The sequence below is a fragment of the Arenibacter sp. F26102 genome, from assembly GCF_023015865.1.
In the GTDB taxonomy this organism is placed as follows: domain Bacteria; phylum Bacteroidota; class Bacteroidia; order Flavobacteriales; family Flavobacteriaceae; genus Arenibacter.
In genome coordinates, this window is record NZ_JALKBC010000029.1 from 1 (window position 1) to 18,451 (window position 18,451).

The 18,451-nt window shown below is 37.6% G+C and carries 11 protein-coding genes; 8 read left to right on the top strand and 3 right to left on the bottom strand.

The window, feature by feature from the left end; all coding sequences use genetic code 11:
* Positions 1 to 388: 388 nt before the first annotated feature.
* Together MWU78_RS21695 and MWU78_RS21700 are read right to left on the bottom strand one after the other, a co-directional pair.
* On the bottom strand, positions 389 to 727 hold the full coding sequence (locus tag MWU78_RS21695; protein ID WP_247001809.1) for an IS3 family transposase: 339 nt from the start codon (positions 725 to 727) through the stop codon (positions 389 to 391).
* A 40-nt stretch (positions 728 to 767) separates the two neighbouring features.
* Positions 768 to 1,097: a transposase gene (locus MWU78_RS21700; protein ID WP_247001811.1), complete on the bottom strand. Its 330-nt coding sequence runs from the start codon at positions 1,095 to 1,097 to the stop codon at positions 768 to 770.
* Between the two features lie 134 nt (positions 1,098 to 1,231).
* Here MWU78_RS21700 and MWU78_RS21705 point away from each other — a divergent pair, with 134 nt between their 5' ends.
* Positions 1,232 to 1,642 (top strand): hypothetical protein, encoded by a 411-nt coding sequence (locus MWU78_RS21705; protein WP_247001813.1) that lies wholly within the window; start codon positions 1,232 to 1,234, stop codon positions 1,640 to 1,642.
* Positions 1,643 to 2,816: 1,174 nt separating this feature from the next.
* Here MWU78_RS21705 and MWU78_RS21710 read toward each other — a convergent pair.
* On the bottom strand, positions 2,817 to 3,017 hold the full coding sequence (locus MWU78_RS21710) for a hypothetical protein (RefSeq protein WP_247001815.1): 201 nt from the start codon (positions 3,015 to 3,017) through the stop codon (positions 2,817 to 2,819).
* 380 nt (positions 3,018 to 3,397) lie between these two features.
* Here MWU78_RS21710 and MWU78_RS21715 point away from each other — a divergent pair, with 380 nt between their 5' ends.
* The 7 genes from MWU78_RS21715 (at position 3,398) to MWU78_RS21745 (ending at position 17,268) form a co-directional block, all read left to right on the top strand.
* Positions 3,398 to 6,856: a TonB-dependent receptor gene (locus tag MWU78_RS21715; protein ID WP_247001817.1), complete on the top strand. Its 3,459-nt coding sequence runs from the start codon at positions 3,398 to 3,400 to the stop codon at positions 6,854 to 6,856.
* Positions 6,857 to 6,909: 53 nt separating this feature from the next.
* On the top strand, positions 6,910 to 8,403 hold the full coding sequence (locus tag MWU78_RS21720) for a RagB/SusD family nutrient uptake outer membrane protein (protein WP_247001819.1): 1,494 nt from the start codon (positions 6,910 to 6,912) through the stop codon (positions 8,401 to 8,403).
* Between the two features lie 188 nt (positions 8,404 to 8,591).
* The gene (locus tag MWU78_RS21725) at positions 8,592 to 10,175 is read left to right on the top strand and encodes a sulfatase (RefSeq protein ID WP_247001821.1); all 1,584 of its coding nucleotides are present in this window, start codon (positions 8,592 to 8,594) and stop codon (positions 10,173 to 10,175) included.
* A 398-nt stretch (positions 10,176 to 10,573) separates the two neighbouring features.
* Complete coding sequence (locus MWU78_RS21730; protein ID WP_247001823.1) at positions 10,574 to 11,497, top strand: sugar phosphate isomerase/epimerase family protein; 924 nt, start codon at positions 10,574 to 10,576, stop codon at positions 11,495 to 11,497.
* 16 nt (positions 11,498 to 11,513) lie between these two features.
* Positions 11,514 to 14,480, top strand: coding sequence for a HEAT repeat domain-containing protein (locus tag MWU78_RS21735; RefSeq protein WP_247001825.1), 2,967 nt, complete (start codon positions 11,514 to 11,516; stop codon positions 14,478 to 14,480).
* Between the two features lie 127 nt (positions 14,481 to 14,607).
* On the top strand, positions 14,608 to 15,423 hold the full coding sequence (locus MWU78_RS21740; protein WP_247001827.1) for a ThuA domain-containing protein: 816 nt from the start codon (positions 14,608 to 14,610) through the stop codon (positions 15,421 to 15,423).
* Between the two features lie 837 nt (positions 15,424 to 16,260).
* On the top strand, positions 16,261 to 17,268 hold the full coding sequence (locus MWU78_RS21745) for an alpha/beta hydrolase (RefSeq protein ID WP_247001829.1): 1,008 nt from the start codon (positions 16,261 to 16,263) through the stop codon (positions 17,266 to 17,268).
* The last annotated feature ends 1,183 nt before the right edge of the window (positions 17,269 to 18,451 follow it).

Here is an 18,451-nt window from a genome sequence, read left to right on the forward strand (position 1 = left end):
ACAGAAAATTTCAGTAATTTTATCCTTGGAAATCATAAGCGGAAAGTTGGTTAAATATTTGAATTTCAGATACTTAAATATACCTAATTTTCCGCTATTTCTATTGTAAAAACCTTACTTTCTTACGTCGAATTCAGGTTTTAAGGATATCGGTAAAACAGGAACTTGCGTACTGTGAACCTCTATCCGAATGAAATATAAGTTCTTTTGTAATGTTGTTCGATCTAGCTGCCATATTCCAGGCAGGGACGATGGTGTCACCAGTACCCAAAGTTTGGCACATTGACCATCCCTTAAATTTAAAGTGCAAAGAAATAAATTATTCACTTCAGACCCAAGTTTTGTTCTTGATCCTTTGTCCGGTCCTTATATAAGTTATCTCCGATATTCAGACTTGATTTGATCTGGAAACGCTAAAGTCCTGGTTCAATATATTGGGAGTTATCGGATAGTTGTGTTCACTATAGGTGGTAGTTTTAAATTTCCGTTTTCTTTTAGCAAACAGATCATTTACATTCATTATCCTGGCTACCCTGGGTCTTGAGATGCAATATCCCCTTTTTGAGAGCTCCGCTTTGATCCTTGGAGCACCGTAGCTCCCAAAACTATCCTTGAAAATATCATGTACAGCAGAGGTGATGACTTGGTTTTCCGTCCATCTTTTGGATGGTTTCCTGTCCAACCAAACATAATATCCACTTTTACTTACCCTGAAGGTTTTGCACATCTTCCCGACTGGAAATTTAAATTTATGGTGTTTTATGAATCTATATTTTTCCAGCCGCTTTAGGAGAACCTGCCCGTCCGGTCCAGGCGGGGATGGCTATCGCCTTTTTTAGGATATCACGTTCCAGTTCGGCATCCCTTAACCTTTTCATTAGATCAGCGATCTCACGTTGCTCGTCAGTAAGTTTCGGGTTTCCCTTGCCTGGAAAACTGTTCCTGCCATAAGCATTCGATTCCCTGTGCCAACGGCTCAAGACAGATGTAGGGATATCCAGTTCCCTGCAAATCTCGACAACGTTACCACGTGCGTAACTAAGTTCTACAGCTTTTTCCTTAAACTCTGCAGTGTAATTTCTCTTTACATTTTTCAAAGTTAATTTTAATAACTAAAACGCTCTTAACTCTATGTCCGGTTAAATATAGTAAGTCCAATTTGGGCAATGACCGTCTTACCAATTATAATATTGTTAGCGAGATCCGCTGCGAGCTTGCCAAAAACCTCGACGTGGATAAAGTACAGCAGACCCTGTTCGATTCTTGGTCGGCCCACATTTCAGGCCACCACAGTAGAGTGATGGATACTACATGTTATGAGAGGGAAGTCCGTTACCCGACCAACGAGAAGCTTTTATGGGAATCCGTTGAGTGGAGCTACCGTCAACTAAAGGCCATTTGTAAGGTTTTGGGTATAAAAACTCCCGGCACCAAATATTTGAAATGGCAAAGACGTAACATATCCTATAGCAAGATGCGGCGTAAGATAAAATCGAAGTGTAGAAGGCTCGACAGAAGTCTTCTACTGTTGCTTGATAAAATTGATGGTGAACTTAGGAAGTTAGAAAAAGACTATAAACTTCAAATGCCCGGAAAATATCATCGGCGAAGAGCAACGATCAAGAAAATATATACCCAATAGCATCAATTCTTCAATACAGGTGAAAAACCAAAAGGACGTATCGTAACTGTCGGCAAGAACTATCTGCGACCTATCGTTCGCGGTAAAGAAATTTAACCTGTGAAATTCGGGTCCAAAGTCAACAAGTTTCAAATAGATGATATCAGCTTCATAGAACATTTAAATTTCAACGCCTTTCAGGAAGGCAACCGTTTTCAAGATACCATTTTAAGACTCAACGCCTGACCAGAAGATAACCAGATTAGAAGGGGCAGATGCTATTTATGCCACCAAATACGGTATAAGGGCCGATTTCAAGCGCAAGGGAGGGCCGGCAAACATGAAGGACAGCGCAAACAAATGGCTGCTATGATCACCTAGGAAAGGGCCACGCGCTCGGAAGGAAGTTTTGGCAAGGAAAAAGAGCACTACCACCTAAAAAGGTTAAGGCCAGGACCAAGGCAACCGAAACCTTGTGGATATTCTTCGGCATCCATACAGCAAATGCCTTCGATATCGGAAGACCAATGGCCAAAGCACTATAACAAGTAGCATAAATCAAAAACAAAAAATGATAGTACAGGAATACCTGGCCCCGAACAATATCAAAAAAGCAAGCTTCAACACATATCATAGAAAAAGGCGATATCGAACATAAAAAATGCTCCCAAATTATAATCAGAAGCATTTTAAATCCAATATATTTTAGAAAACATAGCTACTCCTGAAAGTGTCTAAATAAGAATATTTTTTTTTCTGACTATTCTCGTTTCTATCCATTGCAGCTCGGATAATTCCAATCGGGACGTGTGCTTGTATATATGTTTAGGACTTATTTTAACTTTACGCTTTTAAAGAAATATTTTGCGACCACAGTGACTTAACAATTATCTTTTCTGCCTGTACTTTTATAGCCTTACCCTTTTTTAGTGCTCATTGATTATTCAAATTATTTTATACAATATCTAAATATTGACGGTATTAATCAGTAAATGTTTTTGAAATTAAAAGGATATGTGTTTAATAAACCATATATCATAATGTGGTACTGATAATCATTTTATGTATTGTTACTGTAAATATTTTATGATAACATTGTGATATAATCATGTGGATATCAAATTTTGCAGCAATCATAATAAAACATCAATCAATTGGCCAATAATTTTAAATCCTATCTGCTTATGGCTTAAAATTAGAAAAAATAAAATGAGGACTTCTGCAAAAAAGAATCTTCATCATATTGTTTAAAATGAAAAATATCAAACTCAGATTCAAAAGGAAATAGGTCAACCGTTATATCCTGAATCCGCCTTAAATGTTCTTTCCAATAATAGATATCATTGGTAGCTTCAGGCATAAGCACGGCAATGGTATACTTTTTGGCCGATTTCAACCGACCGGCCAGTATATTCGGTATGTATCCAAATCTTCAATGGCCTTGAGGGTTCGATTACGTGTTGCTAGGGATACGCCTCCCCGATTGTTGAGCACTTTATCTACGGGCCGGGTGGACACCCCCGCATTTTTTGATATATACTTAATTATAAAGGCTTTTTTTTCATATTCAGCAGTAAGAATTATTTGTTATTGCGAAAAATGCAAAAAATAAATTTGCATGAAAGGAAAAAACAGTTACATTTGGGACATGGTGAACGTTCACTATTTTGGCTAAAATAAAAATAAGGATGGACTATCGTTAGAATCTTGATTTATTTCCTGATTGTACCAATTGATCGTAAAAAAATAACAACCGTAAACAAACATTTTAGAATTATGAAAAAAAAAATATTTCAAAGAATAAAAACTGACCTTTCTTATAAAGTTAGTTTAAGAATAAGGCTTAGTGCATTATTTATGTTTTCTGCTTTGCTTGTTATGCATGCAAACAATTCCTATTCACATTCTACTAGGATTACATTGGATCTTAAAAATGTAACTGTGACAAGGTTGATAGATGAAATTGAAAGCAAGACAAATTTCCAATTTGTTTATAAAACTAATGAAGTCTATCTGGATCGAAAGGTTAGTGTCAAGGGCGATAAAGTAACAGTTGCCTCAATTTTGAACAGGGTCTTTCAAAACACAGGAACTACCTTCAAGGTAATTCATAAGGAAATTTTTCTGAGAGAATCGATTGATTTAATAGTCGGCAAAGATCAGGACCAATCTGGTATCTTGAATATTATGAACCAGAGATTTTCGGTATCCGGTATCGTAACCGATGATCAGGGTGTTCCACTCCCTGGAGCCAATATTATAGAAAAAGGCACTACCAATGGGGTGACTGCTAATTTTGATGGAGAATTCTCTCTAGATGTAACAGCTGAAAACACCATATTGGTGGTGTCTTATATTGGTTATGCTTCTAAAGAAGTTAATGTAAATGGACAAACAAACATCTATATTTCTCTGACCGAAAGTGCCGCCGCTTTGGATGAAATTATAGTGGTTGGTTATGGTAGTCAAAAAAAATCAGATCTTACAGGGGCCATTTCGACGGTTAATGTTGCCAATTTACAAGATATGCCTGTTTCAAGTATAGATCAAAAATTAATTGGTCAAGCAGCAGGAGTACAGATACAACAACTATCAGGTGCTCCAGGAGGGGGGACTTCAGTAAAAATCCGTGGGACAGGATCCATTGGTGCAGGGAATGAGCCTCTATATGTAATAGATGGGATGCCCTACTCTACGGAGATGGATCAAAAATTAAATCCTTTAATATTTATAAATCCCAATGATATTGAATCTATAAGCATTTTAAAGGATGCTTCTTCTACAGCAATTTACGGTTCTCGGGGTGCCAATGGGGTAATAATGATTACAACTAAAAAAGGAAGTTATAATAATCGTACTGAAATGAATGTTTCCTCAACCACCAGTATACAAAGTGTTCCTCAAAAAGGCAGACCACAGATGATGAATCAACAACAATTTGCAGATCTTCAGAGAGAAGTAATCGGTTTGAGGGTTAGAGAATTGCAAAACAGAGAACCTACCATAGATGATTATCCAAAGGAGTATCTGCCAGAAAATCTTAATGGGGATGGCACCGATTGGTATGATTTGGTGTTGCAAACAGCTTTAACTCAGGATTTAAATATTAGTATCAATAGAGGGCTAGAAAATTCACGATTTAGTTTTAATATGGGATACTACAACCAGGAGGGTGCAGTGCGTTATACAGGACTAAAAAGATATACTGGAAAACTTACATTAGAGACTAATATAGGTAAGTCTTTAAAAATAGGAGCTTCTTTGTTACCCACAGTTATCCAGCAACAAAGAACAGATACAAATTCGAGTAGAAACGATGTACTTGGGATAGCTACTTGGGCCAATCCTGTTATGTCACCTTATGATGGAGAGGGAGAACTGATACCCTATATTGAATCCCCTCACAATAATCTTATTTCTGCTTGGAGTTTTGGAAATCCCTTACATATTTTAAGAGAAACTATTCAAGATGTGGACCAATTTCAAAATCTGGGAATTGCATTTGTTGAATTGGAAATAATTCCTGATTTGAAGGTGAAAACTTCAATAAACACTAATTATAGCTCATCAAAATATTTTCAATATGTACCAGGCACAGTTGGCGGTGCAAATAGCCGTCCTTCTGGAGATGGTCGTTCAATTAGTAATAGAGGAAATAGTTTTAATTGGTTGAGTGAAAATATTTTAACCTATGAAAAATCTATTGATAAACATCGAATTAATGCATTGATAGGATATACAGCACAAAAAAGCAAAGCAGATGATATTACTGTAAATGCTGGTCCTTATTCCAGTGATTTAATTCAAACAATTAATGCTGCCGAAGAGATTCGTTCTTGGAACGAGGGATTTAATGAATGGAGTCTAATTTCTTACTTGGGAAGACTAAATTATTCCTATGATAACAAATATTTCTTGACTGCCACCTATAGATCAGATGGATCTTCTCGTTTTGGAGAGAAAAGACGATTTGGTTCTTTTCCGTCAACGGCTTTATCATGGCGAATTTCCGAAGAGCAGTTTTTAAGGGAAAGTAAGGTTATTGATAACTTGAAATTGCGTGCCTCATATGGGTTAAGTGGGAATAACAATATAGGAAATTATCAGCATTTGGCTTCCATCAATTCTGGATTTTACGTTTTTGATAAAACGCAGGTTACAGCTTCTAATGTTGGATTAGATAATCAATTCTTAACTTGGGAGGAATCAAAACAGTACGATGTTGGACTTGATCTCGATCTTTTTGGAAATAGGTTATCCTTGGTCGCTGATTACTACAATCGAACAAGTTCACAAATGCTGTTGAATGATGTTCTTCCAGCAATTTCTGGTTTTACCTCACAAATTGTAAATAAAGGTAATGTTAGAAATACCGGATTTGAATTTGCTATTGGCGGAACTCCTTTAGAGGGATGGATGAATTGGGATGTAAATTTAAACATCGCCTTTAATCAAAATGAAGTAATTAAAATAAATGATCAAGGGGATCGAATATTATCTGGTGCTAATGATGGTAATCCTACACATATAACAGAGGCTGGTCAGCCCATTGCGCAATTCTTTGGATTTGTTTTTGATAGATTATATACAGCTGAAGATCTACAAAATCCTGATGTGCCAAAATATCCTACAGCTGAAGTGGGAAGCCCTAAATATAAGGATTTAGATGGAGATGGTATAATTACCAATGTATTGGACTATACTTCAATTGGTAATCCATATCCGGATTTCATTTTTGGATTTACAAACAATTTTTCTTTTAATAATTTTGATATTAGTATAACAATGGATGGCCAGTATGGAGGGGAAGTTGTAAATGGCTTAAGACAGACTACGAATTTAACTGCAGGTTTATTTAATATAACTGAGGAATTCGACAACCGTTGGCGCAGTGCTGAAGACCCTGGGGATGGTAAAATTTCTGGAATTGTCATCAAGGGACCAACTTATGTTCATCGAATGACAGATTTATGGGTAGAAGATTCTAGTTTTTTAAGAATTTCAAATCTCAGTTTGGCTTATAGGCTTCCTACTCAAATTATGAAAAAAAATGGACTTTTTCGCGGTTGTAGATTGAATCTTACCGCTCAGAATTTAGCAATGTTTACGAATTATACTGGAGCTAATCCGCAAGCTCAAGCAGTAAGTAGAAGTACCGTTCTAGCTCCTGGATATGACATGAGCTCATATCCTATGGTGAGAACAATCTCATTTGGTGTCGATTTATCATTTTAATGATGTCATATATCCTTTAAAACAAAGAATTTAACATTTTTATTTATTTTGATATGAAAAATATATTTTATGTATTATTATCTGTTATGGTTTGTGCATCATGCACCGATGATTTTTTGGAACTCTATCCAGAAACTTCACTAAGTGAAGGAAAATTCTACAAATCTCAGGATGAATTTATCCAATTAGCGAATGGTTGTTATGTTCCCTTAAGAGATTACGAAAAAACTTTTCATTGGCTTTTGGCAGAAATGATTTCTGATAATACTAGTTATCAATTTAACAATACCACTGGCAGTGCTTCTACAGGAAGAGAGGCAATTGATATGTTTTTACCTGCATCGAACTATACAACTTATTCGGATTTTTGGGAATTATCTTATTCTGGGATTACTCGTTGTAATAAATTGCTATTTGAAATAAATAATACTGAATTAACTTGGGATGAGGTTTCTTATAAAGAAAGATCTACCGGTGAAGCATTATTTTTGAGAGCATTATACTATTTTAACCTAGTCCGTCAATTTGGTGATCTGCCTATTGTAACCGAACCTATCATACCTCAAGAAGAAACAGTTAATATTAAGAGATCCGCCCCAGATAAAGTGTATGCACAGATTATTTCAGATTTAGTAGATGCTGTTGCGCATTTTTCTAATGCGCAGGAGGTCGAAGAAAATGGCCGTGCAAACTTAAGCGCGGCCAATGCTTTGTTAGGCAAAGTGTATCTAACAACGCATAAGTTTACTGAGGCCAGTACTGTTTTAAAAAGAGTAATCGATTCGGGTAAATATAATTTACTTACTAATTATGCCGATTTATATAATCCAGCCAATAAAGATTACAATGAAACTATTTTCTCTGTTCAATATTCGGAGAACAGTGCTGCACTTTCAAATAAATTTATTTTTTGGTTTGCTCCGCATACTTCTAGGGGGGAAGTCACTTTGCGTCCTAATATTAATATTGCTGGGAGTGGAGGATACAATCAGCCAACTGAAGATTTGATCAATGCTTTTGAGCCAAATGATAAAAGAAAAAATGTTTCCATTGGGTTTTGGACTGGAAAGGATTGGGATGGAGTTGTAAGGACTTTGCCATATTGCGCAAAATTTAAGCCCCCCATTTCCGCTCCGGATAATCGTTCTGGGGATAATTTCCCGATCATCAGATATTCTGATGTTTTATTAATGTATGCAGAAGCATTAAATGAGCAAGGATTGACGGGTGCTGCTATTCCATATGTATACCAAGTTCGACAGAGAGCGGGTTTAACGAATGATTTAGTTGATTTTAACAAGGCAGGCTTAAGTGAACTTATTGCTAAAGAACGTCAAGTCGAATTTTGCTTTGAAAACCAACGCTGGTACGATTTAAAAAGGACAGGAAAGGCAATAGAGACAATGACAAGTCATGGAATCCGTGAAAAAGCAGCAAAACCATGGCTATACCCCGATTCATTTGATGTGATCGAGTATAAATTGATAAATCCAATACCAAATAATGAGGTTTTGAATAACAAAATAGAACAAAATCCGGGGTATTGAATTAATAGCAGGGCTCTTTTTGAATTGAAGATTAGTCCAGTTCATGTAGCAAGAAGACAAAAACAGATTTGGTTACAGGATATATGTATGGTTTGGGCTTTATTCGATTCAAAAATATTTAAGTGACAAAAGTGGCATAGTTAAAAACCTATTTATCATCGATAATCTAATTTTTTAATATTACACTAATGATACAAAAAATAAAAATTTCAGGTATTTTTTTTCTTGGTTTTTATATATGTTGCTCCTTGGAGATAAATGCGCAAAAACAAGAAAAATCAAATGTGCTAGTTGTAATTTATGATGATCTTAATGATTGGATACTTCATCCAGAGGGGCATCCAAGGTCAATTACACCCAATATGGATAGACTTCGTGGGCGGAGCACTAATTTTACGAATGCCCATGCTGTTGTCCCTGTATGCGGAGCATCTCGAGCGAGCATTTTATCAGGTCTTTCTCCTCAGGTAACAGGGCTTTGGTCGTTTGGGGAGTGGCAAAAAAATATGATTCTAGCCAATAGCGTTTCCTTACCTCTGCATTTTCGCAACAATGGATATGATGTTTATGGTGTGGGGAAAATTCTGCACGAGGGATCGGGGGGTGATTTTTATACGGAATATGGTAAAGAGCCGGATTATGGGCCTTGGCCTTGGAAAGGCAAGGGAGATGCCTTCTATTGCCCAAAACCTTCACAGTACAAAAAGTGGATACCCTACATGCCTGAGGTTATGCACCGTGATCTTAATTATGCCCCCTTATCAAGCCTTCCCATCTGGGAGGTTGATAAAAATATTCCTGGTGCCAGTGGTTGGTTTAATCAAAGACTTCCTGAAGAAGAACTTAGTACATTTAAATATGTGAGTGATAGTAATCGAGAAAAAATGCCTGATGAAGAATCGACAGATTGGGCGATCAATATATTGAACCAAAAACACAGCAAACCTTTTTTTCTTACTGTAGGATACATTCGTCCCCATACCCCGTTATACGTGCCAAAAAAGTATTTTGAAATGTTCCCGATAGACAAGATAACTCTGCCTCCTTATAAAAAGAATGATTTGGATGATTGTGCAAAAGTATTAAGGGATAGATGGCAATGGGGCTATATTAAGTTTGATGTACTATTAAAAGCTGGTGGAGAAAAAGATTGGAAGGAATGGGTCCAAGCCTATCTTGCGAGTGTCGCTTTTGCAGATGATCAATTGGGAAAACTTATGGAATCGATGGATGCTAATGGATATTGGGACAATACTATTGTGGTTATGACTTCCGACCATGGATATCATGTTGGTGAAAAGAATGTAATTCAAAAATGGCATTTATGGAATGAGTCTACAAGGGTGCCATTTTTTGTTTCGATTCCACAGAATAAAGGGAAGGGTTTTATCTGTAACAAACCGATTTCGCTAATCGATATTTATCCCACGTTAGTGGATTTATGTCAAATACCTATTAATCCTAATAAGGGAAAGAGTAATCTACCATTAAATGGACGTTCTTTATCTCCATTGCTTATGAACCCCAATTCTCCTAATTGGAATTCATCTGTGGCTTTAATGGGTGTTAAAGACCAAGGTCAAGCCCCCAATTTTTCTGTGGTTTCTGATCGTTATAGATATACACTTTGTAACGATGGGGAAGAAGAATTATACGATCATGTAAAGGATCCTAACGAGTGGATTAATCTGGCAAAAGATACTAGATATGGAATTACAGTAGGGCAGCTTCGCAATGAAATGGAACGTATCGTAAGTTCAATCGATAATTGAAAACTCTATAATCTAAACTTGTTTTTAATCTAGTGTTAATATTTGATTGGGCATACAGTATGTTATGGGCGGAAATTATATAAATCACTTGAGAGGTCATTATTTAGTATATTAAATAAAAGGAGCCTATAAGGATAGGAGACGATCGCATACGGTGCTGTGAGAATCTCAAGAGGGCTGGGGCTTCCTCGACAATGACTTCTTAAGGGTAGAAAAGTAATATTCTTAATTGACGTTCTTTAAATTAAAAATAAATATTTTTTAATGTTCAATTTTAGACAAGGAGATTTTCAAAATATTTTAGAATATAACCCTTAATTCTAATTCTTAACGAAAACATAATCCATAAGTAGTTTTTATAGGACATAAATATTATTGACAATTAAAAAATAAGAATTATGAAAACAAAAACCTTATCCACAACTGATTCACCAAAAAATATTGTTCCCGTAGGAAAGGGAAACCAACTAGGCATGCATACGGACAACTGGCGCACTTTAAGCGGTCCGTTTGAACAGGCGGTTGCATCAGCAATAGAAAACAAACTAAATTATCTAGAGTTTGGTCTTATCGATGAACAGAATTTTATTCAAGGTCTGGGTTACGATCCAGCTTTGCCAATGGACATCGACGAGATGGAGCTTAAGCGAAGTCTTGACAAACGGAACATTCAGGTTTCCCAGATAGACGGTGGTTATCCCTTGACTGGTCCCAAGGGTGCAGTATATGGTGTTCCCTATTTATGGAAGGCAATCCGCATGGCCCATTTGATTGGGTGTCCGTTCGTGGATACTACAGATGGGGCAACAAAACCGAAAGGCTGGAGCGATAAACAAACAATTGAACAATGGCGTTTGAATCTCCGTTTGGTGCTTGAGCGTGCTGAGAGTTATGGTGTTGGGATAAATATAGAACCTCATGGTCCGTTCACAAACAATTTGGAACTCATGGTACAAATTTTGGAGGAATTTGATTCACCTTGGCTCGGAGTAAATTTCGATACTGCGAACGTTTTTATCGCCGGGCACGATCCTTTGACATACCTAAAGACAATTCGCCCATGGTTGCGTCACGTTCATTGTAAGGATGTGCCACAGGCTATGGCCGAATCAAGTCGGGGAGAAGAAACGGGCATCGCCCTTTCCGAAGTTTCGATTGGTCAAGGGGCGAATGCAGACAACATTGCGGCTTGTATAAACTATTTAACAGAAACAAAATGGGATGGTGTGTTCTCAATTGAAACCCTTGGTACTCCCCAGAATATAGGCGACAGTACTGCTTGGTTAAGAAAGGTAATCGCTTCCAGTCAAGAAAAGATCTAAATAAATTATTGTTTTGATGAAGAGATCTTCGAAAATTTACCTTTCGTTATTGGGAATTATTGGGATAATTTTTATTATCTGGATTGTCCAACGGCATAAAGATGAACCCGATCTTGATGCCGATTTAAAAAGCACAGTAATTGAAAATCAGTTTGATTTGATTGATGATTTTGTTATACAATTAATTGCTTCTGAACCGGATATAATAAACCCAATGACAATGGCCGTAAATGACAGTGGCTCTATTTACGTTTCGGAATCATCAACCTATCGCTATGGAATAGAGGGGGCACCATCGAAGAAGGTACTCAATCCCATCAAACGTATCGATATTGACTCTACTGGGAATGTGATCCGTACAGTGTTGGTGGCGGAAGGGTTTGCCAATCCAGTAATGGGTCTTTATTTCCATGAAGGTAAATTATATGCAACGTGTTTGAACGAACTGTTCGTAATGGATATTGGTACTGATGGGCAGCTTAGCAATCGTCAGCTCCTTGTAAAGGATGCAGCTGAACCATGGAATCCGTTCGGAATGTACCGGGTTATCGTCGGTCCGGATGCCAAGCTTTGGCTTGCAATTGCCGATCACCCTGATAGCAAGCCAGTTTCGTTGACAGGATCGGATGGACGAAAAGTGCAATTACGTGGACAGAGTGGTGGATTCGTTCGTTGCAATCTAGATGGGTCCGGTCTAGAAGTAATTGTACAAGGTTTTCGTGCACCCTTTGCCTTCGATATTGATCCTTGGGGTCATCTTTGGGCCATTTCCAACGGGGAGGGTAGCCCGAACATTTATGTTGATGTTATCCCTGGAATGGATTATGGATACCATTCCCGCGATGTATCTTATGATTGGCTTGCTGGAAAGACTAGGCTAGCTCCTCCCGTATTTGAAATGTCCCAGGGCGCAAATACTATTGCCCTTCATTACTATGGTTCAATGTTTCCCGATAATTTTTGGGGAAGTATTTTTATTGGTAACTGGGGAAGTCACGGTGCTTCCCCTACTAATCGAAGTATTGGGGTTGTTCCTCGGAATCATAAGGACAAAAAATCCACTAGTTTTTTTAAAAATGAACTTGAAAAATCTGACAAACCATTTCTTACATCCCAGGACACCTTGTTCAGACCTGTTTCCATGGTTATGGCACCGGATGGAGGACTTTATCTTGCTGATTGGCATTCACGTGATGATGATAGCAATCTTATCGGGCGAGTTTTTAAAATCAGTTATACTGGGAAAAAGCAATCGAAATCGGAAAATATTATTCAAGTTGATCAATTAAGTCAGATGGATTCCGCGGAGCTTTGCGGTTTGTTGGGAAATCCTAATCAAGCCGTTCGGGAACGCGCTAAAAGTATGCTTGTTCACCTAGGTAATAGCGCATTGAAATCTCTTGGTAATGTTTTAGAGAGTGAAAATGCCTTTGCGGCAGCCAATGCTATTTGGACATTGACCTCTATCGATTCGGATGGTGCCGCCCAAACATTGGCCATTGCTTTAAACCACCCTGATCCCAGAATCAGATCCCTTGGCATACGCCAACTCCGTCAGTTTTCGGGGCTACCTTTGGGGGGTATATATTTTAATAAATATAATGGTGATAAAGATATGTTATCAAAGCTAATTAGTGTTGATAAACTCGCCTCGCTCGCTGAGCCGTTAATCAAGGATCCCGATGGGGAAGTTCGCATAGAAGCAGCACTGGCCCTAAATTCACAGGATAAAATTCGCCAGGGTTTGCTCGGAGCATTAGAAATCACAAACGATAAAAGGTTGCGTTATCAAATTGGTTTTGAACTTGGCAGGCACGGTGATTTGGCTACTTTGACCAAACTACGCAATTCATCCGATCCCGAATTAAGAAGGGTGGCATCAATTGCTGCCGAAACCGCACGTAACGAAAATAATGATTTGGCTTTAAATATTAAGAATTGGGATTTCACCTTGGACAATCAGAATGAGGCAGAGAAAATGGTAGCCCAGATCGAGGATGGGAAGGGCCATTCCATTGGGCAAGAAAATCAGCTTATGGTATTGAATTGGCTGGAAGAGCACCCCCCAAAGACGCTAAAAAAACCAGTTTTAGAGTATTTCTTGTACTGTTTGAGTGATGGTGATTCCCTTGTGAAGGAAGCAGCTTTACGCAATATTGATAATAAGGCTTTTCAAACTCCTGAAATAAAACAGGAACTTTTGAATATTTTACGTAAAGAAAAGGACTGGTCAAACATACATTTTGAGGCACTTCATTCCTTAGGATTATTTGAAGATATTGGCGCTCCAGAAATATGGGTATCCTGGTTAAAGGACGGTTCACAAGCCACTATAATGGCTGCTTTACGCTCTCTGCGTGAACGAAAACGAAGGCGAGTATTTATGGAAGCGATTTGGCCTACTGCTTTGTCTATCGCACCACGAAGTCCACTTCTTGCCGAAGAGATATGGTACACCTTCCGTCAATCGGAAATTTCCGAGGTGAATAAGGAATTACTCCCCCTTTTTACTCCCCGTCCTTCCAAAAAGGATGAGTTTGCGAAGTTGATTATATCCGAGTTAAAAGGAGCTTCTTCCCAAAGGGGCAGATGGAGTTTCTCCAACGAATGTTCTACATGCCACTCAGTACGCTCAGGTGGGGGGGAATCACTCTTAGGTCCGAACCTTTCCAATATAGGAGTCGCTTCCCAACCACAATATCTGATAGAATCCATTCTGGAACCCAACAAGGTCCTGAAGACGGGGTTCCAGGTAGGGACAATTGAAACAAAGGATGGGCAAGTTTATAGCGGTCAGATGGAGACTAAAAATGGAGAAATAGTTATCAGGAGAATTGGTGCAGAACCTCTAAAGTTGCCCATCGGCGAAATAAAAAGCCGTACAACAAGCCATTTGTCAATTATGCCAGAAGGATTGGACGACAATATGTCAACTGAGGAATTGGCCGATTTGACTGCTTACTTACAATCTTTAAAAGATTGAAGAATTATATGAATTGGAGATAAAAATTATTTCCCACTTTAATGATTTAAAACCTTATAAATTATATTACTAATCTATGTGGATTCAATAGGAAATTTATATAACAAATTGAGTTAAATTAAGACGCATGAAAAATCGAAAGCACATAAAACTTTATAAAACACCACATAGGAAAAGTACTAATTCCCAAAAGTGTTTATTTTTTTATCTTGCTTATGTTTTACTTATAATTTCTCCTTCATTCACTGGTGTTTTGCAGCAAAAATCGGTGCAACCAATTCACGTGCTCATTGTTACTGGTATGGATCATCCTGCACATGACTGGCAAAAAACTTCTAAAGCAATAAAGGACGAATTAGTTAAATCCAAGAATCCTGAAATTAAAGTGCAAATACTTAATGATCCTTACAAGCTTGAATCTGCAAAATTGAGAAAATATGATGTCGTATTGCTAAACTTTAACAACTGGGAAAAACCTGATCCGAATAAAAAGGCAGAGAAAAAATTGCAGAAATTTGTTTCTGATGGAGGTGGTTTGGTGCTGATACACTTCGCATCGGGTGCATTCAGAAACTGGCCAGAATTTAGAAAACTGGCAGGAAAGATATGGGATGGCAAAAACACCCATGACCCCCGTGGTCCATTTCTGGTCAATGTTCTTGATACGCTCCATCCCCTCACAAAGGGGTTAAAATCATATGAAACTGATGATGAACTTTATATTGGCGTAACGGGAGATGAGCCTGTTAAAGTACTTGCTGATGCTCGTTCTAAAGTAACAGGCCACGATCATCCTATGGCGTTCATATTCTCTTATGGAAAGGGCCGTGTTTTTCACACACCTCTAGGCCACGATGCACGTGCAATTCATATAATCGGTACGGCGCAATTAATCCGTAATGGTGTCGTCTGGGTTGCTAGAGGCCTATTTCCAGATGATTAGGAATAAAACGAAGAGTAAATAATTTTGTTTAGGCATGTCAAACTTATATGTTGAAATATGATGTCATAGGATAATAAGCAGATGCAATTACTCGTATCAGTATTTTTGCTCCTGGTTTCTTCAAAAATTGCAATGGGTCAACAAAATCGATCAACGAGTTTATGACCAAACATAATCCTGTTCATTACCGCTTTAGTTAATAGAAGGGGAAAATTCAGATATGTGTGATTTGATCAATGCTTTTGAACCAAATGATAAAAGAAAAAATGTTTCCATTGGGTTTTGGACTGGAAAGGATTGGGATGGAGTTGTAAGGACTTTGCCTTATTGCCAAGGAACGTCAAGTGGAATTTTGCTTTGAAAACCAAGGCTGGTACTATTTAAAAAGGAAAGGAAAGGAAAGGCAATAGAGATAATGTCAGCCCATGGAATCCTTGAAAAAGCAGTAAAACCATGGTTATACTCCGATTCATTTATGATGACCAAGTATAAATTGCTAAATCCAATGCCAAGTAATGAGGTTTTGAACAACAAAATAGAACAAAATCTGGGGTATTGAATTAATAGCAGGGCGTTTTTAGAATTGAAGATTCTTTCAGCACATGCAATAAAGAAAATCCAAATTGATATGGATTTAAAACAACGTAGATTAATTAACTGCTTAAAAAATTAAAGTAATAGTGGAAAATTGGAAAATTACCTCGTCATTAGAAGGGTATACTATCATGCAGATTTAATTTGCTTATCTACTTAACACCTTAAATATAAACTTTATGGTTTCTCGTAATCCATAATGACAATTTTATTTCATAACAAACTCAATTTTGATATTAAATTATGAGAGTTTTATTTTTTATTTTGGCCATGAATACCAATTTTCTATTTAGTCAGCAGTTGATAACATATAAGAAAGCAGAGGGTGTTACTTTAACTATAAGAGTATATAAGCCCGCCGACTTCGATCAGGTAAAAAATCACGGAGCGATGGTTTTTTTCTTTGGGGGGGGGTGGGAACAACGAAATATAAATCAATTCGTTCCTCATGCAACTTATTTTTCGGAAAAAGGATTGGTTTGTTTTATAGTAGATTATACAGTTTCAAGCACAGATCACTCTACTCCTTTTGAATCACTAATGGNATATAAGCCCGCCGACTTCGATCAGGTAAAAAATCACGGAGCGATGGTTTTTTTCTTTGGGGGGGGGTGGGAACAACGAAATATAAATCAATTCGTTCCTCATGCAACTTATTTTTCGGAAAAAGGATTGGTTTGTTTTATAGTAGATTATACAGTTTCAAGCACAGATCACTCTACTCCTTTTGAATCACTAATGGATGCAAAATCGGCTATAAGGTTTATTAAAAAGCATGCCACACAATTTCATATTGATAGTTCGCGCATAGTAGCTTCAGGCGGATCAGCCGGTGGTCAGCTTGCGGCAGCAACCGCGCTTATTGACGATTATAATGAGGAAACCGATGATCTTCAGGTAAGCTGCAAACCTCAAGCACTAGTACTCTTCAATCCAATAATAGACAATGGGCCAGGAGGAGCTGAACATAAAAAAGTAGGAGAAGCATATTATGACTTTTCCCCACTGCATAACATAAGAAAAAAGGCTCCTCCCACTTTAATCATGCTAGGAAGACGAGATATGTATATTCCTGTAGTTACGGCTGAGTATTATAAGATGGTGATGAAAAAATTAGGCAGCCGTTGCGATTTGAAACTGTATGATCAAGCTAGTCATGGCTTTTTTAATTATGGGAATGAAAATAACAAATATTATTTCGCCACGCTTGAGGCTACCGAGGAGTTTTTAACTTCTCTTGGTTATTTTTAGATGAATAATATTAACTTAACGTGAAAAATTGTTAAGCTGCCACTTAAAAAATTGGACTTACTATGTTTAACAGGACTTAAAAATAAGAACGTGTTAGTTGTTTAAATTATCTTTGAAGAGTGTGAAGATAAAAAAAAGAGTATATGCACAGTAGAATTTAAACTGATAGTCGTAGAACTTACCTATGACAGACGAAATGCGCTGGAATGCGGGGAAACTGGACTGCGCACATAAGTTCTGAGAATTTAGCGAAGTGAATTTGGTGCCTGTGGCAGGAACAGTATTAGGCGCTAAGGGAACCCCCAACTTACGGACGAGCAATGTGAGATTGCCGAGTTGAAGAATAAGCCTAGGAACACGGAGCTCGAGCGCGATATTTAAAAATAGGCGATAGCCATCCCCGCCTGGACCAGTCGGGCAGGTTCTCCCAGGAGGACGGGAAAAATATATGCTCATAAAATAAAAAACCATAAGTTTTAATTCTTTGTTGGGAAGACCTGCTAAATATTCAAGTAGGGCTAAAGTGTGTATTATATTTGGTTGGACCGCGGGTCTTCAATGTGGTGGAATGACAACCAGGGTATCGCGCAAGAATATGGTCTAAGTGTCGAATATCACCTATAAAGAGACTAAAATAGGGCTGGATGTAAGTGATGATGATCATCTACCTGTTCATAGAAAAGTTATAGCATGATCAATGTGCGATAGCCTGAGTACTAAAAAACCCATTTCCCCGAGCTGTACACGCTCAATGTATAGGCCCTTAAACTGGAGAACTCCTATTCTACACCGATAAAGGCTACAATACGCCAGCCACAATTTTACGTGTACTCTGAAACGTTATTAGGGATTGGTTAAACGGAGCATTATAAATAAAGGAATTTAGTGGCACAATGCAGTGGCAGTATCATTCTTCAAGAACTTAAGGGTAGAGTGGGTAACCAAAAATATGAGATTAGACATGATGCCTAACTATCGATATTCAATTCGATGGAGACTAGGACCAATGGAAAAGGGATATATTCAACATTAAGGTATAAAAGAATAGAAAAGTTTAATAAAGAAATGTCCAAACACAAAATAGAGGCACGATTCTTTTCTAATTGTATGATGTTTTGTTTTAAGTTCATAAGCGCGAAGCCCAATATTGAGGAAGTGAAAAATAGTCTAAAATTCGCAGCAA

Coding starts and splice junctions, on each gene's coding strand:
- MWU78_RS21715 (WP_247001817.1), top strand. CDS start 3,398: ATGAAAAAAAAAATATTTCAAAGAATAAAAACTGACCTTTCTTATAAA.
- MWU78_RS21725 (WP_247001821.1), top strand. CDS start 8,592: ATGATACAAAAAATAAAAATTTCAGGTATTTTTTTTCTTGGTTTTTAT.
- MWU78_RS21720 (WP_247001819.1), top strand. CDS start 6,910: ATGAAAAATATATTTTATGTATTATTATCTGTTATGGTTTGTGCATCA.
- MWU78_RS21740 (WP_247001827.1), top strand. CDS start 14,608: ATGAAAAATCGAAAGCACATAAAACTTTATAAAACACCACATAGGAAA.
- MWU78_RS21695 (WP_247001809.1), bottom strand. CDS start 727: ATGTGCAAAACCTTCAGGGTAAGTAAAAGTGGATATTATGTTTGGTTG.
- MWU78_RS21730 (WP_247001823.1), top strand. CDS start 10,574: ATGAAAACAAAAACCTTATCCACAACTGATTCACCAAAAAATATTGTT.
- MWU78_RS21735 (WP_247001825.1), top strand. CDS start 11,514: ATGAAGAGATCTTCGAAAATTTACCTTTCGTTATTGGGAATTATTGGG.